The following is a 24,251-nucleotide window of genomic DNA, read 5'->3' on the forward strand; positions in this document are numbered from 1 at the left end:
CAAATCGCCGCTCGCAGTGCAGTTCTGCACGCACAGTGGTAGCACGACCGGACGCCGAGGGCGCAGGAGCCCCGGCGCGACAGCAGGAGGACACCATGACCGAGCAGCACGACACGACGATGGCCACCGAGGCGGCCGAGCTCGAGCTCGAGTGGGCGGCGGACGCCCGCTGGAGCGGCATCGCCCGCGACTACAGCGCCGCCGACGTCATCCGCCTCCGGGGCTCCGTCGTCGAGGAGCACACGCTCGCCCGCCGCGGCGCGGAGCGCCTCTTCGACCGGCTGCACGCCGACGAGCAGCCGGTGCGCGCGCTCGGCGCCCTCACCGGCAACCAGGCTGTGCAGCAGGTGCGCGCGGGCCTCGAGGCCATCTACCTCTCGGGCTGGCAGGTCGCGGCCGACGCCAACCTGTCGGGCCAGACCTACCCCGACCAGTCCCTCTACCCCGCCAACTCGGTGCCCGCGGTGGTGCGCCGCATCAACAACGCGCTGCAGCGCGCCGACCAGATCGAGCGCAGCGAGGGCCGCCGGGCCGTCGACGACTGGCTCGTGCCGATCGTCGCCGACGCGGAGGCTGGCTTCGGCGGACCGCTCAACGCGTTCGAGCTCATGCGCTCGATGATCACCGCCGGCGCCGCGGGCGTGCACTGGGAGGACCAGCTCGCGAGCGAGAAGAAGTGCGGGCACCTCGGCGGCAAGGTGCTCATCCCCACCCAGCAGCACGTGCGCACGCTCAACGCCGCACGCCTCGCGGCCGACGTCGAGGACGTGCCGACCGTCATCATCGCCCGCACCGACGCCGAGGCGGCGACGCTCCTGACGAGCGACGTCGACGAGCGCGACCGCCCGTTCCTCACCGGCGAGCGCACGAGCGAGGGCTTCTACGAGGTGCGGAACGGCATCGAGCCGTGCATCGCCCGCGGCCGCGCCTACGCCGAGTACGCCGACCTGCTCTGGATGGAGACCGGCAAGCCCGACCTCGAGGTGGCCCGCCGCTTCGCGGAGGGCATCAAGGCCGAGTTCCCCGACCAGCTGCTCGCCTACAACTGCTCGCCGTCGTTCAACTGGCGCAAGCACCTCGACGACGACCAGATCGCCGCGTTCCAGCGCGAGCTCGGCGCCATGGGGTTCCGCTTCCAGTTCATCACCCTCGCGGGCTTCCACGCCCTCAACCACTCCATGTTCGACCTGGCGAAGGGCTACGCCGAGCACCACATGACGGCCTACGTCGACCTGCAGGAGCGCGAGTTCGCGGCGGAAGGCCTCGGCTACACCGCCACGAAGCACCAGCGCGAGGTCGGCACCGGGTGGTTCGACCTCGTCGCCACCGCCCTCAACCCGAGCTCCGGCACGCTCGCGCTCGCCGGCTCGACCGAGTCCGAGCAGTTCCACTGATCCGCACCCACGTCAGGAGCCAGACCATGGACACCACGCGCATCCGCATCACCGCCCACGCCCCCGGTCAGGACCGGGTGCTCACCGACGAGGCGCTCGGCTTCCTGCTGCAGCTGCACGACGCGTTCGAGTGCACGCGCCAGCAGCTGCTGCAGGACCGCCGCCGGCGCCGCGCCGCGTTCGCCGACGGCGACAGCCCCCGCTTCCTCGAGTCGACGCGGCGCATCCGCGAGGACGCGAGCTGGCGGGTCGCCCCGCCCGCTCCCGGCCTCGAGGACCGCCGCGTCGAGATCACCGGCCCCATCGAGCGCAAGATGACCATCAACGCGCTCAACTCGGGCGCGAAGGTGTGGCTCGCCGACTGCGAGGACGCCTCGAGCCCCCTGTGGCGCAACGTCATCGCGAGCCAGGTGAACCTGCAGGACGCGATCCGCGGCAGCATCGCCTTCACGAGCCCCGAGGGCAAGGAGTACAAGGTGACGGCCCCCGAGACGCCGACGATCGTCGTGCGGCCGCGGGGCTGGCACCTCGACGAGCACCGCATCCTCGTCGACGGCAGGCCCATGTCGGGATCGCTCGTCGACTTCGGGCTCCACGTGCTCCACAACGCCGACGACCTCATCGCCGCCGGCCGGGGCCCGTACTTCTACCTGCCGAAGCTCGAGAGCCACCACGAGGCGCGGCTCTGGAACGACGTGTTCGTCATGGCGCAGCAGCTGCTCGTGCTGCCGCAGGGCACGATCCGGGCCACCGTGCTCATCGAGACGATCACGGCGGCGTTCGAGATGGAGGAGATCCTCTTCGAGCTGCGCGAGCACTCGGCGGGCCTCAACGCCGGCCGCTGGGACTACCTGTTCTCGATGATCAAGGCGTTCCGGCTCCGCGGGCCGGAGTTCGTGCTCCCCGACCGCGCCCGGCTCACGATGACGGCGCCGTTCATGCGCGCCTACACCGAGCAGCTGGTGCGCGCGTGCCACCGCCGCGGCGCGCACGCGATCGGCGGCATGGCGGCGTTCGTGCCGAGCGCGAAGGACCCGGATGCGACCGAGCGCGCGCTCGCGGCGGTCGCGAGCGACAAGGCGCGCGAGGCGGGCGACGGCTTCGACGGCTCGTGGGTCGCGCACCCCGGCCTCGTCGAGACCTGCCGGAGCGCGTTCGACGCGGTGCTCGGCGACCGCCCCAACCAGCTCGAGCGCACCCGCGAGGAGGTGCCCGTCGACGGCGCGGCGCTCATCGACCTCTCGACCACCGAGGGCGACATCACCGAGGCCGGGCTCCGCTCGAACATCGAGATCGGCATCCGCTACATGGAGGCGTGGCTGCGCGGCCACGGCGCCGTCGCGATCCACTCGCTCATGGAGGACGCCGCGACCGCCGAGATCTCGCGCTCGCAGGTGTGGCAGTGGATCCACAACGAGTCGGCCACCGCCGACGGTCGCACGATCACGCGCGAGCGCTGCGAGGCCATCGTCGACGAGCTGGCCGCGGGCTTCGACCGGAGCCCTGGCAACCGCTACCGCGAGGCCATCGCGCTGTTCCGCGAGATCGCGCTCGAGGAGACCTACCCGGCCTTCCTCACGCTCGCCGGCACCGAGCGCTACCTGGGCGACGGTGCCGAGCGGCCCATCACCGGTCCCATCCCGGTGCAGGAGCGCGTCGCGGCCTGAGCGGCGCGGGTGCGAACCGGGGACGGATGCGCGGGGCGGGGTCCGAGGGATCCCGCCCCGTCGCGCGTCATGTCAGGCGTGGCTCGCCTTCGCGGCCCGCAGGCTCTCGAGCAGCTTCGCTCGCAGCTCCTCGGGGGCGCGGTCCTTGCAGGCGCCCTGCAGCGCGGCGGTCAGCATCTCGCCGACGTGGTGCTCGGCCGAGCACTCCTCGCACTCCGCCAGGTGCGCACGCACATCCGCGGCGTCCTCGGCGCAGAGCTCGTGGTGCAGGTACTCCTCGAGGGCGGCACGGGCCTCGGTGCAGTCCTTCGTGGCCTGGGGCGTCTCGCTCACGGCTTCTTCTCCTTCACGATGGTGTCCTGCACGGCGATGCCCTGCTCCCGGGCGTAGTCGGCCAGCAGGCCTCGCAGCAGCTTGCGGCCGCGGTGCAGGCGGCTCATGACGGTGCCGACGGGGGTCTCCATGACCTCGGCGGTCTCGGCGTAGCTGAGCCCCTCGACGTCGACCCAGTAGACCGCCATGCGGAAGTCGACGGGCACCTGCTGCAGCGCGTCCTTCACGATCCCGGAGGGCATCCGGTGGATCGCCTCGGCCTCGGCGCTGCGCGACGACATGGCGGTGAACGACTCGGCGTCGCCGATCTGCCACTCCTCCAGGTCGTCGAGGGGCGCCTCGAACGGCCTGCGCTGCTGCTTGCGGTAGGTGTTGATGTAGGTGTTGGTCTGGATGCGGTACAGCCACGCCCGCAGGTTCGTGCCCTGCTGGAACGAGTCGTACGCGGCGTAGGCCTTGAGCAGGGTCTCCTGCACGAGGTCGGCGGCGTCGGCCGGGTTGCGCGTCATGCGCATGGCGGCCGCGTAGAGCTGGTCGGCGTACTGCATCGCCTGCTCCACGAAGTCGTCGCGCTTGGCCTCGTCACGCTGCTCGTCCATCGCGGGCGAGTCTAGTGTCGCCGTCGGCGCCATGACCGTCGTCCCTGCCACCGGCCCCTCCTCCGCTGTACTGCCCGACCGATAGATTGCAACCGATGAGCCCGCTCGAGCATTCCCGCCCCTGGACCGCGCCGACCGCGACCGCGCGCCTCGACGCCCGCGTGCAGCTGCCCGGCTCGAAGAGCCTCACGAACCGCGCGCTGCTGCTGGCGGCGCTCGCCGACGCGCCGTCGACGCTGCACCGGCCGCTGCGCAGCCGCGACGCGCAGCTCATGACCGCGGGGCTGCGCGCGCTCGGCGCCGACATCCGCGAGGCGCCCGGCGACGGCCGCTTCGGCCCCGACCTCGTCGTCGCCCCTGGCCCCGTCGTGGGCGGCGCATCCATCGACTGCGGGCTCGCCGGCACGGCGATGCGCTTCCTGCCGATCATGGCGGCGCTCGGCGACGGCCCGGTCGCGTTCGACGGCGACCCGCACGCGCGGAAGCGCCCCATGGACCAGACGATCGGGAGCCTGCGCGGCCTCGGCGTGCGCGTCGACGCCGACGAGCCGCGCCTGCCGTTCACCGTGCACGGCGCGGGCGGGGTGCGCGGCGGCGAGCTCGAGATCGACGCGAGCGCCTCGAGCCAGTTCGTGTCGGCGCTGCTCCTCGTCGCCGCCCGCTTCGACGAGGGCCTCACGCTGCACCACCGGGGCGAGCGGCTGCCGTCGCTGCCGCACATCGAGATGACGCTCGCGGCGCTGCGGCAGCGCGGCGTCGACGCCCGCGCGGTCGGCGAGGCCTCGTGGCGGGTCGAGCCCGGCCCGATCGGTGCGCTCGACGAGCGCATCGAGCCCGACCTGTCGAACGCCGCGCCGTTCCTCGCGGCCGTGGTCGCGGTGGGCGGCCGGGTCGTGCTCGACGGCTGGCCGGACGGGACGACGCAGGTGGGGCGGCTGCTGCCCGAGCTGCTCGCCCCGTTCGGCGCGACGTCGTCGGTCGCCGACGGCTCGCTCACGATCGAGGCCGTCGGCGGCGAGATCCCCGGCGCGACGCTCGACATGCACGCCGCGGGCGAGCTCGCGCCGACCATCGTGGCGCTCGGCGCGCTCGCGTCGGGCCCGGTCGAGGTGACCGGCATCGGCCACATCCGCGGGCACGAGACCGACCGCATCCAGGCCCTCGTCGACGACATCGCCGCGCTCGGCGGCACCGCGACGGCGCTGCCCGACGGCATCCGCGTGGAGCCGGCACCCCTGACCGGCGGCCCGTGGCGCGCCTACGACGACCATCGCATCGCGACCGCCGGCGCCGTCGTGGGCCTCCGCGTGCCGGGCGTCGAGGTCGACGACATCGGCGCCACCGCCAAGACCATCCCGGAGTTCCCGGAGCTGTGGGCCGCGATGCTCGCGGGTGAGCTGGAGTGAGCCGCGCATGAGCTGGATGACCGAGCACGAGGACCCGTACGAGCAGTACGACGAGTCGAGCGTGCGCGAGCGCCCCAACCCGAAGGCCAACCGGCCGCGCTCGAAGCAGCGCCCCGAGCACGAGGACGCCGTCACCGGCATCGTCACCGCCGTCGACCGCGGCCGGTACACGCTCGCGGTGCGGATCGACGAGCAGGACGAGGCGATCGTCACCGCCGCCCGCGCGCGCGAGCTGCGCAAGCAGGCGATCGTCGCCGGCGACCGCGTCGACGTCGTCGGCGACACGACCGGCGAGACGGGCTCGCTCGCCCGCATCGTGCGCATCCAGCCGCGCACGACCGTGCTGCGCCGCTCCGCCGACGACACCGACGTGGTCGAGCGGGTCATCGTCGCGAACGCCGACGTGCTGCTCATGGTCGTCGCCGCCGCCGACCCCGAGCCGCGGCCGCGGCTCGTCGACCGCTACCTGGTCGCGGCGCTCGACGCCGGCATCACGCCGATCATGGTCGTGACGAAGACGGATGTCGCCGACCCCGAGCCGTTCCTCGCGAACTTCGCCGGGCTCGACATCGAGGTGTGGCGCTCGTCGATCGACGACCCGCCCGTCGAGGCGCTCCGCGAGCGGCTCGACGGCCACACGACCGTCGCGGTGGGGCACTCGGGCGTCGGCAAGTCGACGCTCGTCAACGCGCTCGTGCCGGATGCCAAGCGCGCCGTCGGCCATGTGAACGCCGTCACCGGCCGCGGCCGCCACACCTCGTCGTCGACGGTGTCGTTCAAGCTCGGCTCCGGCTGGATCATCGACACCCCGGGCGTGCGCTCCTTCGGGCTCGGCCACGTCGCCACCGCGAACGTGCTGCGCGGCTTCCCCGACCTCGCGGAGGTCGCCGAGGACTGCCCGCGCGGCTGCACGCACCTCGTCGACGAGCAGTACTGCGAGCTCGCGATCGCGGCCGCGGACGGCCGCCTCGAGCCGCGCCGCGTCGACTCGATGCAGCGCATGCTCGGCACGCTCGTCGCCGCGCGCGAGCAGCGCCACCAGGAGTGACGCGCCGCCGTACGCTGGGATCGTGACCGGCTACGACGACGACCTCGACCTCGCCCTGCGGCTGGCAGACGCCGCCGATGCCATCTCGATGGAGCGCTTCGGCGCGCAGGACCTCGAGGTGACGACGAAGGCCGACACCACCCACGTCACCGACGCCGACCGCTCGGTCGAGCAGCGCATCCGCGCCGTGCTCGCCGAGGAGCGCCCCGACGACGCGATCTTCGGCGAGGAGTTCGGCACCTCCGGCGACGCGAGCCGGCAGTGGATCATCGACCCGATCGACGGCACCGCGCACTTCCTGCGCGGCGCGCCCATCTGGGCGACGCTCATCGCGCTCGCGGTCGACGGCCGCCCGGTCGTGGGCGTCGTCTCCTCCCCCGCGCTCGGCGCGCGCTGGTGGGCCGCCGAGGGGCAGGGCGCCTGGACCGACCCCGCGCGGCCGCGGCCCATCCGGGTCTCGGGCGTCGGCGCGCTGTCGGATGCGGTGCTGTCGTACAACGCCATCCAGGGCTGGGACGGCGCGGGCCGGATCGACGACCTCGTCGCGCTGCAGCGCGACGTCTGGCGGGCGCGCTCCTACGGCGACGCATGGAGCTACATGCTGCTCGCGGAGGGCAAGGTGGATGCGGTGGCCGAGTTCGACCTGCAGCCCTACGACATGGCCGCGCTCGTGCCCGTCGTGCAGGAGGCCGGCGGCACCTTCACCTCGGTCGACGGGCAGTCGGGCCCCTGGCACGGCTCGGCACTCGCCACCAACGGACGCCTGCACGACGCGCTGCTGGAGCGGCTCGCGCGCTGAGGCGAGGGGCTGTCGCGCGGGCCGCGGCGCGCGCATACTGGCGCCATGGCCGAGTGCTGCGACTCGCGCGGGTGCGCCGAGGAGTTCGACGCCGCGTTCGCCGAGCGGATGGCGGCGCGCTACCGCCGGCGCGGCCTCACCCGCGCCGAGCGGCGCCTCGTCGACTTCCTCGCGGCCGACGGCGTGCGCGGCGCGACGGTGCTCGAGATCGGCGGCGGCGTGGGCGAGATCGGGCTCGAGCTGCTGCGCCGCGGCGCCGAGCGCTGCACGACGCTCGAGCTGTCGTCGGCCTACGACGAGCAGGCGGCGCGGCTCGCCGCCGCTGCGGGCGTGGCCGACCGGGTGCGGCGGCGCATCGTCGACCTCGCCGCCGAGCCCGAGGCGGTCGAGCGGGCCGACCTCGTGGTGCTGCACCGGGTGGTGTGCTGCTACCCCGACGCCGGGCGACTGCTCTCGGCCGCGGCCGGCCGCTGCCGCCGGCGGCTCGCGTTCACGCATCCGAGCCGCGATCCCGCGTCGCGCGTCGTCTCGGCGATCGAGAACACGCTCGCGGGCGCCCGCGGCATCCGCTACCGCTCCTTCCTGCACGCGCCGAGCGCCATGCTGCGCGCGCTCGAGGAGGGCGGGATGCGTCCGGTGCTGCCCGGCCGCGGGTGGCCGTGGCGGGTGCAGGGCCTCGTCGCGGCCTGAGTCAGCCCGCGGCCGCCGCCTCGAGCGCCGCGACGTCGAGCTTCTGCATCGTGAGCATCGCGCGGGTGACCTCCGCCGACCGCGGCGTCTGCATGAGCTCGCCCAGCTGCTTCGGGATGACCTGCCACGAGACGCCGAAGCGGTCGCGGCACCAGCCGCACTGGGACTCGGCGCCGCCGTCGGCGATCAGCCCCTCCCAGAGCCGGTCGACCTCCTCCTGCCCGTCGACGGTGACCGAGATCGACACGGCCTCGGACTGCGGGAACTGCGGCCCGCCGTCCAGCAGCTGGAAGGGGGCGCCGCCGATCGTCAGGTCGACCGTGAGGGCCTCGCCCGCTGGCGCGCCGCCGGGCCACGGGTTGTCGCCGGCCGGGATCCGCAGCACGTCGGTGATCTGCGAGCCAGGCACGAGCGAGACGTAGAGCTCGGCGGCCTCCTCGATGCGGCCGTCGAACCAGAGCACTGTGCGCACGTCGGTCATGGGGGCCATGATGCTCCTCGGCGCGCGCCTTGGGTAGCCTCGGATCCATGCGCGAGATCACGCCCGCCGAGGCCGCCGCCCTGCCGATCGTCGACGTGCGGGAGCCGCACGAGTGGCAGGCGGGGCACGCCGACGGCGCCATCCACATCCCGATGACCGAGATCGTCGCCCGCGTGGCCGAGGTGCCCGACGGCGCGGCGATCATCTGCCGCTCCGGCGCCCGCAGCGCCCAGGTGGTCGCCTACCTCGCGCAGCAGGGGCTCGATGCGGCGAACGTCGAGGGCGGCACGCTGCGCTGGGCCGCCGAGGGCCGGCCGATGACCGGCCCCGTGGTCTGAGGTGGCGCGCTCCCCCGCCGACTCCGACGCGATCGCCCGGGCCGCGGCCCGGCTGTTCGTCGACCGCGGCTACGCCGCGACGACCGTGCGCGACATCGCGGCCGCGGCCGACGTCGATCCCGCGGTCGTCATCCGCCGCTTCGGCTCGAAGGAGTCGCTGTTCCTGCGCACCATGGCGTCGGAGGAGCTCGCGCGGGCATGGCGGGCGACGCTCGACGGCCCGCTCGGCACCTTCGGCGAGCGGTGCGCCGCGGCGCTGCTCGACAGCCGGCAGGACACGCGCGGCGTCTTCCTCGCGCTGCTGCGCGCGAGCGACGCCGAGGGCATCGGCTCTCGGCTGCGCGACGCGCACGAGGAGCGCTTCGTGGCGCCGCTGCGCGAGCGGCTGGGCGGCGGCGATGCCGCCGACCTCCGCGCGCGGCTCGCCGCGGCCGCGGCCGGCGGGCTGCTCTACGCCCTGTGGGCGGTGGGCGACGAGGCGCTCGACGCCGATCGGGACGCGCTCGTGCGCCGCTACGGCGCGGTGATCCAGGCGGCGATCGCGTAGCATCGCCTCGAGGCGTCAACTTAGTTGACAGTTCACTCGAGGAGGAGACCCATGGAGATCACCCAGCGCACCTTCGTCGTCACCGGCGGCGGCAACGGCATCGGCCGCGAGGTCGTGCTGCAGCTGCTGCGCCGCGGCGCGCGCGTCGCAGCCGTCGACCTGAGCGAGGACGGTCTCGCCGAGACCGCGCGGCTCGGCGCCGCGGGCGACCGGCTCTCCACGCACCGGCTCAGCGTCGCCGACCGCGCCGCCGTCGAGGCGCTGCCCGAGGCGGTGCTCGCCGCGCACGGCCAGGTCGACGGGCTGCTCAACATCGCCGGCATCATCCAGCCGTTCCAGCGCATCGGCGAGCTGCCCTTCGAGCAGATCGAGCGCGTCATGCAGGTGAACTTCTGGGGCGTCGTGCACACCGTGACCGCATTCCTGCCCCTCCTGCGCGCGCGGCCCGCCGCATCCGTCGTCAACGTCTCGAGCATGGGCGCGCTCGCGCCGGTGCCCGGCCAGTCGGCGTACGGCGCCAGCAAGGCGGCCGTCAAGCTGCTCACCGAGGGCATGCACGCCGAGCTCGAGGGCACACCCGTCGCCGTCACGGTCGTCTTCCCCGGCGGCGTCGGCACGAACATCACCGGCAACTCGGGCGTCACCATGCGGCGCACCGCCGATGCCTCGGCGTCGGCCGGCTCGCTCACGAGCCCCGAGGACGCCGCGCGGCAGATCGTCGAGGCCGTCGCCTCCGGAGCGCCGCGCGTCGTCATCGGCAAGGACGCCCGGGCGCTCGACCGGCTCGCGCGCCTCATGCCCGCGAAGGTCGGCGGCATCATCGCCAAGAAGATGCGGGGCCTGCTCGACTGAGCAGACCCCGCAGCGCTCGCGCCGGCTCAGCCGACGACGAGCTTCTTGTTCATGAACTCCTCCATGCCGTGCGGGCCGAGCTCGCGGCCGAAGCCCGAGCGCTTCGTGCCGCCGAAGGGCATGTCGACGTCCTCGGAGCCGGCGCCGTTGATCGACACCATGCCGGCGTCGAGCCGGTCGGCGACCGCGAGGGCGAGCTCGGGGTCGGTGCACCAGACGCGCGCGCCGAGGCCGAAGGGCGTGCCGTTCGCGATGCGCACGGCGTCGTCGACGTCCTTCGCGCGGTAGACGGTGCCGACGGGCCCGAAGAGCTCCTCGCGGTAGGCCTGCATCTGCTCGGTCACGCCGCCGAGCAGCGCGGGGGCGACGCGGGCGTCGCCGCCGTCGTCGAGCGAGCCGGCGAGCACCTCGGCGCCCTCGGCGACGGCCGACGCCGTCTGCTGGCGCAGCCGCTCGGCGGCGGCCTGCGACGACAGGGGACCCACGAGGGCGTCCTCGTCGCCGGGCTCCCCCACCGGCACCGCGGCGATCGCGGCGCCGAGCCGCGACGCGAAGTCGTCGTAGAGCTCGTCGAGCACGATGAAGCGCTTCGACGCGTTGCAGGACTGGCCCGAGTTCTCGAGCCGCGTGTCGACCGCCGCCTGCACCACGGCATCCATGTCGTCCGCCGACAGCACCACGAAGGGGTCGGAGCCGCCGAGCTCGAGCACGACCTTCTTGAGGTGGCGGCCGGCGACCTCGGCGACGGCCGCGCCGGCGCGCTCCGAGCCGGTCAGCGAGACGCCGCGCACGCGCGGGTCGGGGATGACGATGTCGGCGATCTGCTCGTTCGTCGCGAAGATGTTCTCGTACGCGCCGGCCGGCAGGCCCGCCTCGGCGAGGATCTCGGCGATCGCGGTCGCCGACCACGGGCACTGCGGCGCGTGCTTCAGCAGCACCGTGTTGCCGAGCATGAGGTTCGGGAAGGCGAAGCGCGCGACCTGGTAGTACGGGAAGTTCCACGGCATGATGCCGAGGATCACGCCCTGCGCCGACTTGCGGATGCGCGCGTCGACGCCGGAGCGCACCTCGAGCACCTCGTCGGCGAGGAAGGCCTCGGCGTTGTCGACGTAGTACTGCACGATCTCGCCCGAGAACTCCGCCTCGGCGATGCCCTGCCCGAGCGGCTTGCCCATCTCGGTGCGGATGATCTCGGCGAGCTCCCGCGAGCGCGACGCGAACGCGTCGGCCGCCCGGCCGAGGATCGCCGCGCGCTCGGGCATCGGCGTCGTGCGCCACGGCTCGTACGCCGCGTCGGCGCGCTCGATCGCGGCGCGGATCTCCTCGTCGGTCGCCGTCGGGAACTCCTTGACGACCTGGCCGGTGTAGGGGTCGGTGACCCGGTACTCGCTCACGCTGCCTCCTCGCAGGATCGGATGATCCCAGCGTACTGGGGCGGCGGCGAGGGACTCTCACAGCGTGCGACTCGACCGATGGTGGAGATGGGGGGAATCGAACCCCCGTCCAACGCTCGGACCGTGCGGCTTCTCCGGGTGCAGCTCAGGGGTGGCGTTCTGCTCGGCTCCGACCTTTGTCCTGAGCACCTAGGTCGACGAGCCCAGTCACAGGAAAAGTCCCGCGATGCCCTGTGACGCAGCATCGCAGCAAGCCCTCTTCATGACGCCAGGGTCCGGAGCGAGGGCGTCTCCGGTCTGACGGACTTCAGGCTCGCTTAGGCAGCGAGGGCGAAGTCGGTGCGCTTTGCGTTGGCACCTATGGGTTTGCAGGGGGCGTTGAAGAGATGACCCTGCATCCTCTACCCGCTTCCCGCAGCGACTGAGACGATGTCGAAACCGATCATCCCCGTGCTGGGTGCGAGTCGCACGCTGTGGAGTTGTCAAGGCCGGATGCGTCCGGCGCGCTGGCGGGGCCAGCCCACCATGGTACCGCGTCGGGCCGTCGCCCGGCAAGCGTCAGCCGAAGAGCAGCTCCGCCTCGCGGTAGCGGTGGTCGGGCACGCGCTTGAGGTCGCCGAGCGCATCCGCCATCCGCACGCGCACGATGTCGGTGCCGCGCAGCGACACCATCGAGCCCCACGCCTCGTCGGTGATCGCGTCGATGGCGGCGAGGCCGAAGCGGGTCGCGAGCACGCGGTCGGCGCCGCTCGGCGCGCCGCCGCGCTGGATGTGGCCGAGCACGGTCGCGCGCGACTCGATGCCGGTGCGCTCCTCGATCATCGGCGCGATGACCTCGCCGATGCCGCCGAGGCGAGGGCGGTTGAAGGCGTCGAGCCCCTTGCGCGAGTACTCCTCCTCCATCCCCTCGAGCTTGAAGCCCTCGGAGACGACGACGAGCGGCGCGCGCCGGCGGTCGTAGACCGACTGCACGTACTCGCAGATCCACTCGATCGAGCGCGGCTGCTCGGGGATGAGGGTGACGTGCGCGCCGGTCGCGATCCCGGTGTGCAGCGCGATCCAGCCGACGTGCCGGCCCATGACCTCGAGCACCATGCAGCGCATGTGCGAGTCGCCGGTGGTGCGCAGGCGGTCGCCCGCCTCCGTGGCGATCTGCACGGCGGTGTCGAAGCCGAACGTGTAGTCGGTGGCGTCGAGGTCGTTGTCGATCGTCTTCGGCACGCCCACGATCGGGATGCCGTCCTCGGCGAGGCGGTTGGCCGCCGCGAGGGTGCCCTCGCCGCCGATCGCGATCACCGCGTCGATGCCGAGCCGCTCGAGCGTCGCGGCGATCTTGGCCGGCCCGCCGTTCGGCCCCTCGTAGGGGTTCGTGCGGCTCGTGCCGAGGATCGTGCCGCCGATGCGGGACGTGCCGCGCACCGACGAGCGGTTGAGCACGCGCACGTCACCCTCGACGAGGCCGCGGTAACCGTCGCGGATGCCCACGAACTCGAGGCCGTGGTGCACCATGCCGGTGAGCACGGCGGCGCGGATGACTGCGTTGAGTCCGGGGCAGTCGCCGCCGGACGTGAGGATGCCGACTCGCATTTCGCCTTCCACCGGAGGGCCCTGGGTGAATCCTGCCGGTGCCGACCATTCAACCCGTCGGCGCATGGCGATGTCGAACCGGTGCCGCTATTCGTTGAGGCGGTTCCTCGTGCGCATCGCCCGCTCGGCCTCGCGCTTGTCCTGCCGCTCGCGCAGCGCGTGGCGCTTGTCGTACTCCTTCTTGCCCTTCGCCACGGCGAGCTCGACCTTCGCCCGCCCGTCGGAGAAGTAGAGCGACAGCGGCACCAGCGTGTAGCCGCCCTGCGCCACCTTGGCGGCGAGCTTGTCGATCTCGTCGCGGTGCAGCAGCAGCTTGCGCTTGCGGCGCGGCGGGTGGTTCGTCCAGGTGCCCTGGCCGTACTCGGGGATGTGCACGGCGTCGAGCCATGCCTCGCCGCGGTCGACGTAGGCGTAGCCGTCGACGAGCGACGCGCGCCCGGCCCGCAGCGACTTCACCTCGGTGCCGGTGAGCACGAGGCCCGCCTCGATGCGGTCCTCGATCGTGTAGTCGTGGCGCGCCTTGCGGTTCTGCGCCACGACCTTCTGGCCCTGTTCGCGAGGCATGGCGTGCTCCTGGGGTGTGCGGTCGTCGGATGCCCGGACGGGCAGCCGACCAGTCTAGCGCGCGATCAGATCCTGAGGTACCGCCGGATCGCGACCGCTGCGGCCACCCCGGCGAAGAGCACGCCGATCCCGACGAGCACGGGCGCCACCACGAGCGCGTCGTCGATCGTGACGATCGCGATCGTCTGCAGCATCGGCGCCACGTAGCCCTGCAGGAAGAAGTGCACGAGGGCGACCACCGATCCGGCGGCGAGCACCGCTCCGATGAGCGCCGCGACCACCCCCTCGATGATGAACGGCGTCTGGATGAACCGGTTCGACGCGCCCACCAGTCGCATGATGCCGAGCTCCCGCTTGCGCGAGAAGGCGGAGAGGCGGATGGTCGTGGAGATCAGGAGCACGGCCGCGACGAGCATGAGCACGGCCACGCCGATCGCTGCGAGGCTCGCGGTGTTGAGCACCTGGAAGATCGGCTCCAGCAGCGCGCGCTGGTCGCGCACCTCCAGCACCCCCGGCAGCGCGGAGGTCGCCTCCCGGATGAGGTCGGCGTCCTGCGGCGAGGTCGGGCGCACCCACAGCGCCTCGTTCATGCTCTCGGGGCTCGCGAACTCCGCGCTCGCGGTGCCGCCGAACTGCTCCATGAAGTGCTCGTAGGCGAGCTGGCGGTCCTCGAACTCGACCGCCGCGACGTACGGCTCGATCGCGCCGCTGTCGAGCACGTCGCGCACCGCCTGCACCTGCTCCTCGGTGGCGGCGGTCTGCGTGCAGGTCGCGGTCGAGTCGACCGGCCCGCAGAAGTAGATCCCCACCTGCGCCCGGTCGTACCAGAAGCCCTTCATCTGGTTGATCTGCATCTGCAGCAGGATCGCCGCGCCCACGAACGAGAGCGAGATGAACGTGACGAGCACGACCGAGACGACGACCGAGAGGTTGCGGCGCAGCCCGTTCCAGACCTCGTTGGCGATCAGCTGGAGCCTCACGCGGTCTCCTCCTCGAGCTCGTCGACGCGCAGCTCCTCGAGGTGCCGGCGGTAGCTGCCGTGCGCCTCGTCGCGCATGATGCGGCCGGCGTCGAGCTCGACGACGCGCTTCTGCAGCTCGTCGACGATCGACGCCTCGTGCGTGGCCATGACGACCGTCGTGCCGCCCTCGTTGATGCGGGCGAGCAGCGCCATGATGCCGGCGCTCGTCGAGGGGTCGAGGTTGCCGGTGGGCTCGTCGGCGAGCAGGATCGGCGGGCGGTTCACGACCGCGCGGGCGATCGCCACGCGCTGCTGCTCGCCGCCGGAGAGCTCGTGCGGCAGGCGGCTCGCCTTGCCGGCGAGGCCCACGATCTTCAGCACGTCGGGCACCGCCTCCGAGATGAAGCCGCGGCTCTTGCCGATGACCTGCAGCGTGAACGCGACGTTCTCGTAGACCGTCTTGTTGTTCAGCAGACGGAAGTCCTGGAACACGACGCCGAGGTTGCGGCGGAAGAAGGGCACGCGGCGGCTCGGCAGCGCCTTCAGCCGCTGGCCGAGCACGTGCACCTCGCCGCTCGTGGGGCTCTCCTCGCGCAGCACCATGCGGATGAGGGTGCTCTTGCCGGAGCCCGAGGCGCCGACGAGGAAGACGAACTCGCCCTTGAGGATCTCCAAGGAGACGCCGTCGAGGGCCGGGCGGGCCTTGCGGGAGTAGGTCTTCGAGACCTCGTCGAAGCGGATCATGGCCTGTCGAGGGTATGGGCGGGCCCGGCCCGCGGCCGCGCACCGCCCCGGCGCGGCGCTAGTTCTGCCAGGCGTCGAGGCGCCCGGTCGCGCGGGCGTGCCCCAGGATGCCGACGTGGGTGCGCTCCGGCTGGCCCCAGTGGCTGCGCTCGTAGAGCTCGTGCCGGGCGCCGAAGCCCGAGGCGACCGCGTCCCACAGGGCGCCGAAGACGGCCAGCCGCTCCGACGCATCCGCCCCGCCTGAGCCGCGCAGCAGCCGCGCCGCATCGGGGTGGTCGGCGAGCGCACCGGCGGGCAGCGGCAGGTGCGCGAGGCCCGACGCGAGCGCCGTCTGCAGCAGCGCGCGCATGCGGCCGTAGGCGTCGGGCGCGAGCGCCGAGAAGGCGAGCGCCGGCTCGACCGCCGGCCCCCACGCGCGCCCGGCCGGGTCGCCGTCGCCGACCGGCCCCGCCTGCTCGATCATCGCGTCGCGGAGCCCCGCGACGGTGTGCCGCAGCGCGATGACCTCGCCGAGCGCCGCCTGCACGCCGCGCAGCTCGCCCGTGCCCATGATCTCCGTGGCCCGCACCGCGAGCCCGGCGATCCACTCGAGCTTGGCCTCGAGCCGCGTCGCCGATTGGAAGGCCAGCCGCGCGTTCCAGCCGACGGCGCCGCGGTTGTGGCCGAGCATCGTCTCGGCGTCGCGGATGAGCACGTCCCCCCACGGCACGAGCACGTCGTCGAAGACGACGAGCGCGTCGTGCTCGGCGAAGCGCGTCGCGAGCGGCTGGTCGTCGCGCGCGGGCGTGCCGCGCGTATAGAGCGTGATGCCCGGCGCGCCGACCGGCACCGTCGCGGCGATCGCGAAGTCGTCGTCCTGCACCTCGCCGCCGAAGTGCGACACGAGCAGCCGCTGCGCGGTCGCGGCGCCGGTGACGACCGCCTTCGCGCCGCGCAGCACGACGCCCTCGTCGGTCTCGCGCACCACGTGCAGGAAGACGTCGCCGACCTCGTCGGGCGGCAGGTCGCGGTCGACGGGCGGGTTGACGAGCGCCTGCGCGTAGTGCGTGACGGCGGCGGCGTCGCGCGCGAGCGTGCCGCGCACGCCGTCGGCGAAGCGGCCGTAGAACGAGGCGTGCGCGGCCATCGACGTCAGCACCGACGCGAGCGTCTCGGGCGTGCGGCCCATCCACCCGTGCGTCGTGCGCTGCCAGGCGCGGATCGCGTCGCGCTGCGCCCGGAGGTCGTCGCGCGAGCGCGGGATCGCGTAGAACGCGTGGGTGCGCACGCCGTCGACCACCGTCGTCAGCGCATCCGCCTCGTCGCCGTGCAGGAGGTCGTAGAGCGAGGCGATCGTGGATGCGGCGCCGGCGAAGGCGGGATGGTCGGCGACGCGCTCGACGCGCGCGCCGTCGTGGACGACCGCCCGCCCGTCGTCGAGGCTCGCGAGGTAGTCGCTGCCCGTCTGCGGCTCGGTCATGGCGCTCCCCTGCCGCTCGGCCTAGTCGTCGGCGAGCTGCTGCTGCTTGCGCCAGCGGATGCCGGCGGCGATGAAGCCGTCGAGGTCGCCGTCGAAGACCGCGCTCGGGTTGTTGACCTCGTGCAGCGTGCGGAGGTCCTTGACCATCTGGTACGGCGCGAGCACGTAGGAGCGCATCTGGTCGCCCCAGCTCGCGCTGATGGTGCCGGCGAGCTCCTTCTTGCGTGCCGCCTCCTCCTCGCGCTTGAGCAGCATCAGGCGGCTCTGCAGCACGCGCATGGCGGCGGCGCGGTTCTGGATCTGGCTCTTCTCGTTCTGCATCGAGACGACCGTGCCGGTCGGGAGGTGCGTGATGCGCACGGCGGAGTCGGTGGTGTTGACGCTCTGGCCGCCGGGGCCCGACGAGCGGAACACGTCGACGCGGATGTCGCTCTCGGGCACCTCGACCTCGTCGACCTGCTCGAAGAGCGGCACGACCTCGACGGCGGCGAACGAGGTCTGGCGCTTGCCGGCCGCGCCGAACGGGCTCATGCGCACGAGGCGGTGCGTGCCCGCCTCGACCGACATGTTGCCGAAGGCGTAGGGGGCGCTCAGCTCGAACGAGGCCGACTTGATGCCCGCCTCCTCCGCGTAGCTCGTCTCGTAGACGGTGACCGGCATGCCGTGCTGCTCGGCGTAGCGCAGGTACATGCGCAGCAGCATCTCGGCGAAGTCGGACGCGTCGACGCCGCCGGCGCCGGCGCGGATCGTGACGACCGCCGGGAGCGGGTCGAACTCGCCGTCGAGGAGCGTCTGGATCTCCATGTCGGCGACGATGCGCTGGATCGCGGCGAGCTCCTTCTTGGCCTCCTGCTGGGTCTCCTCGTCGCCCTCCTCGTTGGCCATCTCGACGAGCACCTCGAGGTCGTCGATGCGCGACTCGGTCTCGGTGATGCGCTTGAGGTCGGTCTGCGCGTGGCTCAGCTGGCTCGTGACCTTCTGGGCGGCGTCGGGGTCGTCCCAGAGGTCGGGGGCGCCGGCCTCCTCGGAGAGCCGCTCGATGTCGGCGGCAAGCCTGTCGACGTCGGCCACCGCCTTGATGTCGGCGAAGGTGGAGCGGAGGGCGGCGATGTCGCCGGCGATGTCGAGATCGGCCATGGTGCCCCCAGCCTACCGACGAGCGACCGCCCGGCCGCCCCGCGCATCCGCCGTAGGCTCGGATGGTGAGCGGCGTCGACCAGTCCGAGCGGTTCCCCTGGCGCAGGGTCGCCGGCGCCGCCTATGTGCCCACCGCCGCGTTCGCGATCGGCGAGGGCGCGGTCATCCCCTACATCCCGCTGATCGCCGGCGACCTGGGCGCGTCGCTCGCGGTCGCGGCGGTCGTCGCCGCGATGCTGACGGTCGGCCAGCTGGCCGGCGACGTGCCGGGCGGCGCGGTCGTGGGGCGCTTCGGCGAGCGCCCGACGATGATCGGCGCGGGCCTGCTCGTGCTCGTCGCGCTCGCGCTGGCCTTCGTCGCGAGCGAGGTGTGGATGCTCGGGGTCGCGATCTTCGTGCTCGGCCTCGGCCACGCGGTCTTCGGGCTCGCCCGCCACGCGTTCATGACCACGTACGTGCCGCTGCGCTACCGCGCCCGCGCGCTGTCGACGCTCGGCGGCATCTTCCGCATGGGCATGTTCGTGGGCCCGCTGATCGGCTCTGCCGTGCTCGGGCTCGGGCTGGGGCTCGGCGCCGTGTGGGTCGTGTGCGCGATCGGCACGGTGATCGCGATCGCGGTGCTCGTGGTGCTGCCCGACCCGACGTCGGTCTTCGAGCGCACGCCCGCGACGACGGGCGTGATCGAGCTCGCGTCGGAGCGCGCCGGCGTGTGGCAGGTGGTGCGCGAGAACGCGCGCGTGCTCGGCACGGTCGGCGTGGGGGCGGCGATGCTGTCGCTCGCCCGCTCGGCGCGCAGCGTGCTGCTGCCGCTGTGGGCGGTGTCGATCGGGCTCGACGGCGTCAGCACGGGCCTCGTGATCGGCATCGCGGGTGGCGTCGACTTCGCGCTGTTCTTCGTCTCGGGCTGGGTGATGGATCGATTCGGCCGCCTGTGGAGCGTCGTGCCGTCGCTGTCGATCATGGCGATCGCCTTCGTGCTGCTGGCCGCGTCGCACGACCTCGACGCGGCCACGACCTGGTTCATCGCCGCGGCGATCGTGCTGGCGCTCGGCAACGGGCTCGGCTCCGGCATCCTCATGACGCTCGGCGCCGATCTCGCCGACCGGCAGAACCCGGCGCCGTTCCTCGGAGCCTGGCGCCTCACCGTCGACCTCGGGGGCGCGGCCGCGCCGCTGCTCATCTCGCTGCTGGTCTCGGTCGCGTCGATCGCGTGGGCTGCGGGCGGCCTCGCCGTGCTGTGCGTCGCGGGGGCGGGGATGCTGCTGCGCTGGCTGCCGCGGAAGCCGCGGGAGTAGCCGGCCCTACGGCTCGTCGCGGCGGAGCTCCTGCCGGGCCGCGAGGTCGTGCGCGATCGAGGTGGCCTCCTCGCGCAGCTCGTCGTCGCCGAGCTCGCCGGCCTGCACCTGCTGCACGAGCTGCCGGAACCCCGGGTGCTCCATCAGGGCGCGCAGGCCCTCGGCTGCGCGCTCGGGCTGGTCGGTCGGCAGGCTCGCCGCCACGGCGTCGACGTCGAACGGCAGCTCGTCGGGGTTCGGGCTCATGCCCGCGAGGCTACCGGGCACCCCTTGTCGCCGTCCGGCGCCGGTGGGATCATGCGCGTCAGGGAGCCCCACCCAGCCGCTTCCCACGATCCGCTTGGCGTCACGGGCCGGTTCTGGAGCACACCGTGGCGCGTCGACCCCTCGCCCGCACGACGAGCGTCGGCTGCGCGGTCATCGCCGCGATGGTGCTGAGCCTGACGGTGCCGATCGCCGCCTCGGCCGCGCCGCCCGCCGCCCCCCTGCTGGTGGCTCCCGCCGACGGCAGCACCACCGCATCCGTCAGCCCGACGCTGAGCGTGGCCGCGAGCGACCCGGACGGGGGCAGCGTCGACGTCGCGTTCGAGGGGCGCGAGCGCGGCGCGACCGTGCCGAGCGACCCCGCCGCCGAGGGATTCACGGTCGTCGTGGTGCCCGACACGCAGAACTACAGCGACGGGAAGCAGGCGCTCCTGCAGCAGCAGCTCACCTGGGTGCGCGACAGCCGCGACGCGCTCGACACCGCGTTCGTGATCCAGCTCGGCGACCTCGTCAACGACTGGACGCTCGAGCGCGGCTGGGACAACATCTCGGACGCCTTCAGCATCCTCGACGACGGCGCGGTGCCGAACAGCGTCGTGCCGGGCAATCACGACTTCGACATCGCCACCGGCGACATGGGCCCGTACAACGCGCACTTCCCGCCGTCGCGCTACGCCGAGGGCTCGTGGAGCACGGAGACCACCCGCTACGGCGGCTACCTGGGGCAGGACCAGTTCGGGCCGGACCCCATCGACCGCGGCAACGCCGACAACTACGCGCTCTTCACCGCGGGCGGCGTCGACTTCCTGGTGCTCAACCTCGAGTGGGAGGCGCCGGGCTACGCGCTCGACTGGGCCGACCGCGTGCTCGACGCGCACCCCGACCGCACGGTCATCATGGCGACCCACAGCTTCCTGAGCATCACGGGGACCCATCGCACGACGCCCCAGCGACCGGGCGGGACCGCACCCGCGGCGATGTGGCAGGACTTCGTCGCGCAGCACTGCCAGATCCGCCTGGTCCTCTCCGGCCACGAGCACGACGGCGACCTCGGTGAGGCGAGCCGCACCGACGAGAACGTCTGCGGCCTGCCGGTGCACCAGATCCTGACCGACTACCAGGCCCGGGCCAACGGCGGCAACGGGTGGCTGCGGTACTACTCGTTCGAGCCGACGGAGGGCACGCTGACCGCGACCACCTACTCGCCGGTGCTCGGGCAGTACGAGACCGACGCCGACTCGTCCTTCACCCTCCCGTTCGACCTGACGTCCCGGGAGCCGGCGCCGTTCGAGCCGATCGGCACCGTGCGGGTCGACGCGGGCGAGGTCGCCTCCGTGGACTGGCCCGACCTCGCGCTGGGCACCGAGTACGAGTGGCGAGCGGTCGTCTCCGACGGCGCGTCGACCACGACGTCCTCGACGTGGACGTTGCGCACCCCCGCCGCCAACGCCCCGCCGACGGCATCGATCGCCGTCGAGTCCGACGGCCTCACGGTCACGGCGAGCGCGAGCGGCTCGACCGACGCCGACGGCACCATCGCGTCCTACGCATGGCAGCTCGGCGACGGCAGCACCGCCTCGGGCGAGACCGCGAGCCACACGTATGCCGGCACCGGCGTCTACCCGATCACCCTCACCGTGACCGACGACGAGGGCGCGAGCGGCGAGGCCGTCCGGAGCGTCACCGTGCTCGACCCCGCCGAGCGCGTGCTCGCCCTCGACGACTTCGGCCGCACGGTCGCCAACGCCTGGGGGTCGGCGGATGTCGGCGGCGCGTGGACCCTGCGCGGCCCGAGCAGCAGGTTCTCGGTCTCCGGCGGCGCAGGCCGGATGACCGTCCCTGCCTCGATGAGCCAGACCGTCTACGCCGACCTCAACGGCGTCTCGAGCGCGAGCACCCGCATCGACGCGGTGTTCAGCGTGGGGTCGCGCGTGGAGGCGCAATACGTCTCCCTCGTCGGGCGCCGCATCGGCTCGGCGAACTACATCGCCCGGCTGCGGCTGCAGGCCGACGGCGGCGTGCGCCTCTACCTGCTGCAGGACGGCGCGACCGCGATCGCACCGATGCTGCAGGTGCCGATCACGATCGCACCGGGCCAGCAGTACGCCTTCAGCATGGAGGTGACGGGCACCTCGCCCACCACCGTCCGCGCCAAGCTGTGGCCCGTCGGCCAGGCAGAGCCCGGCTGGATGCGCTCCGGCACGAACAGCCTCGCCGCCCTCCAGGCACCCGGCGCGGTGAGCGTGTTCACCTACGTGCCGAACAACCCGGGCGGCGGCAGCGTCGCCTTCGACCGGATCACGGTCACCGATCCGGCGGGAGCGGCGCCGAGCCCGAACGCTGCGCCGACCGCCTCCTTCTCGGTCGCAGCCTCCGGCCTGACCGTGACCGCGAACGGCGCGGGATCCTCCGACTCGGACGGGTCGATCGCCGCGTACGAGTGGGACTTCGGCGCAGGCTTCGCCGCCGGCGGCTCGACGGCGTCCCACGTCTACCCGGCGGCGGGCGAGCACACCGTGCGCCTGCGCGTCACCGACGACGACGGCGCGACCGCCGTGGCGGAGCGGAGCGTGACGGTCGTCGCGCCCGCGACCGACGTGCTCGCGGACGACGCCTTCGACCGCACGGTCTCCAACGCCTGGGGGTCGGCGGATGTCGGCGGCGCCTGGACCCTGCGGGGCACGGCCAGCAGGTTCTCGGTCTCCGGCGGGGCCGGCCGCATGACCATCCCGCCCGCCACGACCCAGACGGTCTTCGCCGACCTCAACGGCGTCTCGAGCACGAGCACCCGCATCGACGCGGTCTTCTCCGTCGGCTCGCTGGTCGAGGCGCAGTACGTCTCGCTCGTCGGACGCCGCATCGGCTCGGCGAACTACATCGCCCGGCTGCGCCTGCAGGCCGACGGCGGCGTGCGCCTCTACCTGCTGCAGGACGGCGCGACCGCGATCGCGCCGATGCTGCAGGTGCCCATCACGATCGTGCCCGGTCAGCAGTACGCCTTCAGCATGGAGGTGACGGGCACCTCGCCCACCACCGTGCGCGCCAAGCTGTGGCCCGTCGGCCAGGCAGAGCCCGGCTGGATGCGCTCCGGCACGAACAGCCTCGCCGCCCTGCAAGGCCCCGGCGCGGTGAGCGTCTTCACCTACGTGCCGAACAACCCAGGCGGCGGCAGCGTCGCCTTCGACCGCATCACGGTCACCGAGCCCTGAGCGGCGGCGGCGTCAGTCGACGAAGACCGCCCGCGCGGTCGACGTTACGTCGAGGCGGATGCTCTCCGGCAGGAAGAGGGAGACCACCGGCGGTCGCCACGCGCTCGAGACCGTGACGGAGGCGCTGCGCGCATCGGCGCTCGCGCCGTCGACGCGCACGTCGTCGAGCCCGGCGGCAGCGCGCGACGCCCATGCCGCGGCCGCCTCGTCGACGGCCGCGTCGGCGAGCTCGGGCGCGGCGGCGGTGCCGTCGAAGCGCACCTGCTCGAGCGCGAACGCCTCGGCCGCCGCGAGCGCCGCGCCGTCGGCGACGGTGAAGAGCCGGCGCCGCTCGATCAGCATGCTGGTCGCCGCCGTCACCGCGAGGATGAGCGCGAGCGCGAGCGCCGCGAACCCCATGGTGAGCACGAGCGTCGAGCCGTCGTCCTCGCGCGCGAGGCGCCGCAGCACGCGCCTCACGGCGCACCGCCGAACGCCGAGACCGGCTGCGACGCGAGCGCCGAGACCGGGACGCCCATTCCGACGTCGAGCGCGAGCACGGGCGGCGCGAGCGGCAGCGGCACCGTCGCGTCGACCTGCACGGTGACGGTGCCGCGCGGCGTCTGGCAGTCGCCCGCCGCCGGCGCGCACGTGATCGCGACCTCGGCGGCCGCGGGCTCGACCCCGGCGTCGGCGAGCGCGACGCGGATCGCGCGGTCGGCGGCGGCGAGCCCCTCGTCGTGCCCGTCCGCCGCGGCGATGACGCGCGCCGCGTGCCGCGCCGCGCCCTCGATGCCGAGCACGGCGTGCTGGATCTGCCCGAGCGAGAGCGCCAGGTAGACGAGCGGCACGAGCAGCAGCACACCTACCGTCAGGAACTCGAGCGAGGCGCTGCCGGCGTCGTCTCCGAGCGCGCGCCGCAGCTCAGCCCAGCGACTCGAGCGGCGCATGGCCGCGCACCTCCAGCCCGACCGGCCCGACGAGCCCGATCACCGGCAGCGGCGCCGCGACCCGGATCTCGATCGTCTCGAGCCCTGCGACGACCGCCGTCCCCGCCGACACCTGCTCCGCGTAGGCGGTCCCGACGGCGGTCGTGATCAGCTCGCGCGTGCGCGCGATGCCGGCCGACGCATCCGACCCGACCAGCGACGCGTGCCGCGCCCCCTCCGCGGCCGCGTCGGCGAGCGTCGCGCGCACGTGCAGCGCGAGCGAGAGCTGCACGACCGAGAGCACGAGCAGCACGAGCAGCCCTGCGACCATCGTGAACTCCGCGACCGCCGAGCCCCGCTCGTCGGCCAGGCGCATCAGAAGCTCGTGACCCTCGCGATGGCCTGCTCGAACACGCCTGACAGGGCGGGCCCGGCGACCGTCCAGATGACGATGACGAGCCCCGCCGTCATGAGCGTGACGAGCACCCAGCCGGGCACGTCGCCGCGCTCCTCGTCGCGCATCCTCCCGACGAGGCGGGCGAAGCGACAGCTGATCGTGGACATGGTCTCCTCCT

26 protein-coding genes and 1 other RNA gene are annotated in these 24,251 nt (G+C 73.3%); 11 read left to right on the forward strand and 16 right to left on the reverse strand.

Features of this window, described 5'->3' with window-relative positions:
• Positions 1-95 precede the first annotated feature (95 nt).
• Positions 96-1,394, forward strand: coding sequence for an isocitrate lyase (aceA, locus tag MU522_RS00060; protein WP_246991584.1), 1,299 nt, complete (start codon positions 96-98; stop codon positions 1,392-1,394).
• Between the two features lie 26 nt (positions 1,395-1,420).
• The gene (gene aceB, locus MU522_RS00065) at positions 1,421-3,061 is read left to right on the forward strand and encodes a malate synthase A (RefSeq protein WP_246991586.1); all 1,641 of its coding nucleotides are present in this window, start codon (positions 1,421-1,423) and stop codon (positions 3,059-3,061) included.
• A 72-nt stretch (positions 3,062-3,133) separates the two neighbouring features.
• Here aceB and MU522_RS00070 read toward each other — a convergent pair whose 3' ends face one another.
• Complete coding sequence (locus tag MU522_RS00070) at positions 3,134-3,394, reverse strand: zf-HC2 domain-containing protein (RefSeq protein WP_128188473.1); 261 nt, start codon at positions 3,392-3,394, stop codon at positions 3,134-3,136.
• Positions 3,391-3,993 (reverse strand): sigma-70 family RNA polymerase sigma factor, encoded by a 603-nt coding sequence (locus MU522_RS00075; RefSeq protein ID WP_225792772.1) that lies wholly within the window; start codon positions 3,991-3,993, stop codon positions 3,391-3,393. The genes MU522_RS00070 and MU522_RS00075 overlap by 4 nt, the downstream gene beginning before the upstream one ends.
• 95 nt (positions 3,994-4,088) lie before the next feature.
• On the opposite strand from MU522_RS00075, the gene aroA reads away from it, so the two are divergent.
• The 4 genes from aroA to MU522_RS00095 are packed head-to-tail and all read left to right on the forward strand — an operon-like array spanning position 4,089 to position 7,936.
• Entirely contained in the window at positions 4,089-5,399 is a 1,311-nt protein-coding gene (gene aroA, locus MU522_RS00080) for a 3-phosphoshikimate 1-carboxyvinyltransferase (protein ID WP_246991590.1), read from the forward strand.
• Between the two features lie 7 nt (positions 5,400-5,406).
• A complete protein-coding gene (gene rsgA, locus MU522_RS00085; protein ID WP_246991592.1) occupies positions 5,407-6,447 on the forward strand; it encodes a ribosome small subunit-dependent GTPase A in 1,041 nt (346 codons plus the stop codon).
• Between the two features lie 22 nt (positions 6,448-6,469).
• Entirely contained in the window at positions 6,470-7,246 is a 777-nt protein-coding gene (hisN, locus tag MU522_RS00090; RefSeq protein WP_246991594.1) for a histidinol-phosphatase, read from the forward strand.
• A gap of 45 nt (positions 7,247-7,291) precedes the next feature.
• Positions 7,292-7,936 carry a methyltransferase domain-containing protein gene (locus tag MU522_RS00095; RefSeq protein ID WP_246991596.1) on the forward strand — a complete coding sequence of 215 codons (645 nt, stop codon included), beginning with the start codon at positions 7,292-7,294 and terminating at the stop codon, positions 7,934-7,936.
• 1 nt (position 7,937) lies between these two features.
• Here the strand turns inward: MU522_RS00095 and MU522_RS00100 are convergent, their stop codons facing one another.
• Entirely contained in the window at positions 7,938-8,417 is a 480-nt protein-coding gene (locus MU522_RS00100) for a VOC family protein (RefSeq protein ID WP_246991598.1), read from the reverse strand.
• A 47-nt stretch (positions 8,418-8,464) separates the two neighbouring features.
• Between MU522_RS00100 and MU522_RS00105 the strand changes: the two genes are divergently transcribed.
• The 3 genes from MU522_RS00105 to MU522_RS00115 are packed head-to-tail and all read left to right on the forward strand — an operon-like array spanning position 8,465 to position 10,154.
• Positions 8,465-8,755, forward strand: a complete 291-nt coding sequence (locus tag MU522_RS00105; RefSeq protein WP_246991600.1) for a rhodanese-like domain-containing protein — start codon at positions 8,465-8,467, stop codon at positions 8,753-8,755.
• Between the two features lies 1 nt (position 8,756).
• On the forward strand, positions 8,757-9,302 hold the full coding sequence (locus MU522_RS00110; RefSeq protein ID WP_246991602.1) for a TetR family transcriptional regulator: 546 nt from the start codon (positions 8,757-8,759) through the stop codon (positions 9,300-9,302).
• 51 nt (positions 9,303-9,353) lie between these two features.
• On the forward strand, positions 9,354-10,154 hold the full coding sequence (locus tag MU522_RS00115; protein ID WP_246991604.1) for an SDR family oxidoreductase: 801 nt from the start codon (positions 9,354-9,356) through the stop codon (positions 10,152-10,154).
• A 26-nt stretch (positions 10,155-10,180) separates the two neighbouring features.
• Here the strand turns inward: MU522_RS00115 and MU522_RS00120 are convergent, their stop codons facing one another.
• The 8 genes from MU522_RS00120 to prfB all read right to left on the reverse strand — a co-directional run bounded on the left by MU522_RS00120 (position 10,181) and on the right by prfB (position 18,000).
• On the reverse strand, positions 10,181-11,548 hold the full coding sequence (locus MU522_RS00120; protein WP_246991606.1) for an aldehyde dehydrogenase family protein: 1,368 nt from the start codon (positions 11,546-11,548) through the stop codon (positions 10,181-10,183).
• 79 nt (positions 11,549-11,627) lie between these two features.
• Positions 11,628-11,998, reverse strand: a transfer-messenger RNA (tmRNA) gene (gene ssrA, locus MU522_RS00125).
• A 108-nt stretch (positions 11,999-12,106) separates the two neighbouring features.
• Entirely contained in the window at positions 12,107-13,135 is a 1,029-nt protein-coding gene (locus MU522_RS00130; protein ID WP_246991608.1) for a 6-phosphofructokinase, read from the reverse strand.
• Between the two features lie 87 nt (positions 13,136-13,222).
• On the reverse strand, positions 13,223-13,699 hold the full coding sequence (gene smpB / locus MU522_RS00135; RefSeq protein WP_128188461.1) for an SsrA-binding protein SmpB: 477 nt from the start codon (positions 13,697-13,699) through the stop codon (positions 13,223-13,225).
• A 65-nt stretch (positions 13,700-13,764) separates the two neighbouring features.
• Complete coding sequence (ftsX, locus tag MU522_RS00140; RefSeq protein WP_246991610.1) at positions 13,765-14,679, reverse strand: permease-like cell division protein FtsX; 915 nt, start codon at positions 14,677-14,679, stop codon at positions 13,765-13,767.
• Positions 14,676-15,404: a cell division ATP-binding protein FtsE gene (gene ftsE, locus MU522_RS00145; RefSeq protein ID WP_128188459.1), complete on the reverse strand. Its 729-nt coding sequence runs from the start codon at positions 15,402-15,404 to the stop codon at positions 14,676-14,678. The genes ftsX and ftsE overlap by 4 nt, the downstream gene beginning before the upstream one ends.
• A gap of 58 nt (positions 15,405-15,462) precedes the next feature.
• Positions 15,463-16,863 (reverse strand): 4-hydroxyphenylacetate 3-hydroxylase N-terminal domain-containing protein, encoded by a 1,401-nt coding sequence (locus MU522_RS00150; protein ID WP_246991612.1) that lies wholly within the window; start codon positions 16,861-16,863, stop codon positions 15,463-15,465.
• Positions 16,864-16,884: 21 nt separating this feature from the next.
• Entirely contained in the window at positions 16,885-18,000 is a 1,116-nt protein-coding gene (gene prfB / locus MU522_RS00155) for a peptide chain release factor 2 (protein ID WP_128188457.1), read from the reverse strand.
• A gap of 65 nt (positions 18,001-18,065) precedes the next feature.
• Between prfB and MU522_RS00160 the strand changes: the two genes are divergently transcribed.
• On the forward strand, positions 18,066-19,295 hold the full coding sequence (locus MU522_RS00160) for an MFS transporter (RefSeq protein WP_246991614.1): 1,230 nt from the start codon (positions 18,066-18,068) through the stop codon (positions 19,293-19,295).
• Positions 19,296-19,301: 6 nt separating this feature from the next.
• Here the strand turns inward: MU522_RS00160 and MU522_RS00165 are convergent, their stop codons facing one another.
• Complete coding sequence (locus MU522_RS00165; protein ID WP_128188455.1) at positions 19,302-19,541, reverse strand: hypothetical protein; 240 nt, start codon at positions 19,539-19,541, stop codon at positions 19,302-19,304.
• Between the two features lie 125 nt (positions 19,542-19,666).
• Between MU522_RS00165 and MU522_RS00170 the strand changes: the two genes are divergently transcribed.
• Positions 19,667-22,768 (forward strand): PKD domain-containing protein, encoded by a 3,102-nt coding sequence (locus MU522_RS00170; RefSeq protein ID WP_246991617.1) that lies wholly within the window; start codon positions 19,667-19,669, stop codon positions 22,766-22,768.
• Positions 22,769-22,780: 12 nt separating this feature from the next.
• Here MU522_RS00170 and MU522_RS00175 read toward each other — a convergent pair whose 3' ends face one another.
• Genes MU522_RS00175 through MU522_RS00190 form a run of 4 tightly spaced genes read right to left on the reverse strand, consistent with a single transcriptional unit; the run spans position 22,781 to position 24,240 of the window.
• Positions 22,781-23,227 (reverse strand): pilus assembly protein TadG-related protein, encoded by a 447-nt coding sequence (locus MU522_RS00175; protein WP_246991619.1) that lies wholly within the window; start codon positions 23,225-23,227, stop codon positions 22,781-22,783.
• Positions 23,224-23,697 carry a hypothetical protein gene (locus tag MU522_RS00180; RefSeq protein WP_246991621.1) on the reverse strand — a complete coding sequence of 158 codons (474 nt, stop codon included), beginning with the start codon at positions 23,695-23,697 and terminating at the stop codon, positions 23,224-23,226. Before MU522_RS00180 ends, MU522_RS00175 begins: the two co-directional genes overlap by 4 nt.
• Positions 23,672-24,052, reverse strand: a complete 381-nt coding sequence (locus MU522_RS00185) for a TadE/TadG family type IV pilus assembly protein (RefSeq protein ID WP_348645600.1) — start codon at positions 24,050-24,052, stop codon at positions 23,672-23,674. Before MU522_RS00185 ends, MU522_RS00180 begins: the two co-directional genes overlap by 26 nt.
• The gene (locus MU522_RS00190) at positions 24,052-24,240 is read right to left on the reverse strand and encodes a hypothetical protein (protein ID WP_246991623.1); all 189 of its coding nucleotides are present in this window, start codon (positions 24,238-24,240) and stop codon (positions 24,052-24,054) included. The genes MU522_RS00185 and MU522_RS00190 overlap by 1 nt, the downstream gene beginning before the upstream one ends.
• Positions 24,241-24,251 lie beyond the last annotated feature (11 nt).

Origin of the sequence: Agrococcus sp. SCSIO52902 (assembly GCF_022983135.1) — a bacterium.
Classification (GTDB): domain Bacteria; phylum Actinomycetota; class Actinomycetes; order Actinomycetales; family Microbacteriaceae; genus Agrococcus; species Agrococcus sediminis.

Bases quoted from the DNA above. Each gene is read 5' to 3' on its own strand.
- aceA (WP_246991584.1), top strand. From the start codon at position 96: ATGACCGAGCAGCACGACACGACGATGGCCACCGAGGCGGCCGAGCTC.
- MU522_RS00075 (WP_225792772.1), bottom strand. From the start codon at position 3,993: ATGGACGAGCAGCGTGACGAGGCCAAGCGCGACGACTTCGTGGAGCAG.
- prfB (WP_128188457.1), bottom strand. From the start codon at position 18,000: ATGGCCGATCTCGACATCGCCGGCGACATCGCCGCCCTCCGCTCCACC.
- MU522_RS00150 (WP_246991612.1), bottom strand. From the start codon at position 16,863: ATGACCGAGCCGCAGACGGGCAGCGACTACCTCGCGAGCCTCGACGAC.
- MU522_RS00095 (WP_246991596.1), top strand. From the start codon at position 7,292: ATGGCCGAGTGCTGCGACTCGCGCGGGTGCGCCGAGGAGTTCGACGCC.
- MU522_RS00130 (WP_246991608.1), bottom strand. From the start codon at position 13,135: ATGCGAGTCGGCATCCTCACGTCCGGCGGCGACTGCCCCGGACTCAAC.
- MU522_RS00105 (WP_246991600.1), top strand. From the start codon at position 8,465: ATGCGCGAGATCACGCCCGCCGAGGCCGCCGCCCTGCCGATCGTCGAC.
- MU522_RS00115 (WP_246991604.1), top strand. From the start codon at position 9,354: ATGGAGATCACCCAGCGCACCTTCGTCGTCACCGGCGGCGGCAACGGC.
- rsgA (WP_246991592.1), top strand. From the start codon at position 5,407: ATGAGCTGGATGACCGAGCACGAGGACCCGTACGAGCAGTACGACGAG.
- ftsE (WP_128188459.1), bottom strand. From the start codon at position 15,404: ATGATCCGCTTCGACGAGGTCTCGAAGACCTACTCCCGCAAGGCCCGC.
- aroA (WP_246991590.1), top strand. From the start codon at position 4,089: ATGAGCCCGCTCGAGCATTCCCGCCCCTGGACCGCGCCGACCGCGACC.
- MU522_RS00185 (WP_348645600.1), bottom strand. From the start codon at position 24,052: ATGCGCCTGGCCGACGAGCGGGGCTCGGCGGTCGCGGAGTTCACGATG.
- MU522_RS00165 (WP_128188455.1), bottom strand. From the start codon at position 19,541: ATGAGCCCGAACCCCGACGAGCTGCCGTTCGACGTCGACGCCGTGGCG.
- MU522_RS00190 (WP_246991623.1), bottom strand. From the start codon at position 24,240: ATGTCCACGATCAGCTGTCGCTTCGCCCGCCTCGTCGGGAGGATGCGC.
- MU522_RS00180 (WP_246991621.1), bottom strand. From the start codon at position 23,697: ATGCGCCGCTCGAGTCGCTGGGCTGAGCTGCGGCGCGCGCTCGGAGAC.
- aceB (WP_246991586.1), top strand. From the start codon at position 1,421: ATGGACACCACGCGCATCCGCATCACCGCCCACGCCCCCGGTCAGGAC.
- smpB (WP_128188461.1), bottom strand. From the start codon at position 13,699: ATGCCTCGCGAACAGGGCCAGAAGGTCGTGGCGCAGAACCGCAAGGCG.
- MU522_RS00100 (WP_246991598.1), bottom strand. From the start codon at position 8,417: ATGACCGACGTGCGCACAGTGCTCTGGTTCGACGGCCGCATCGAGGAG.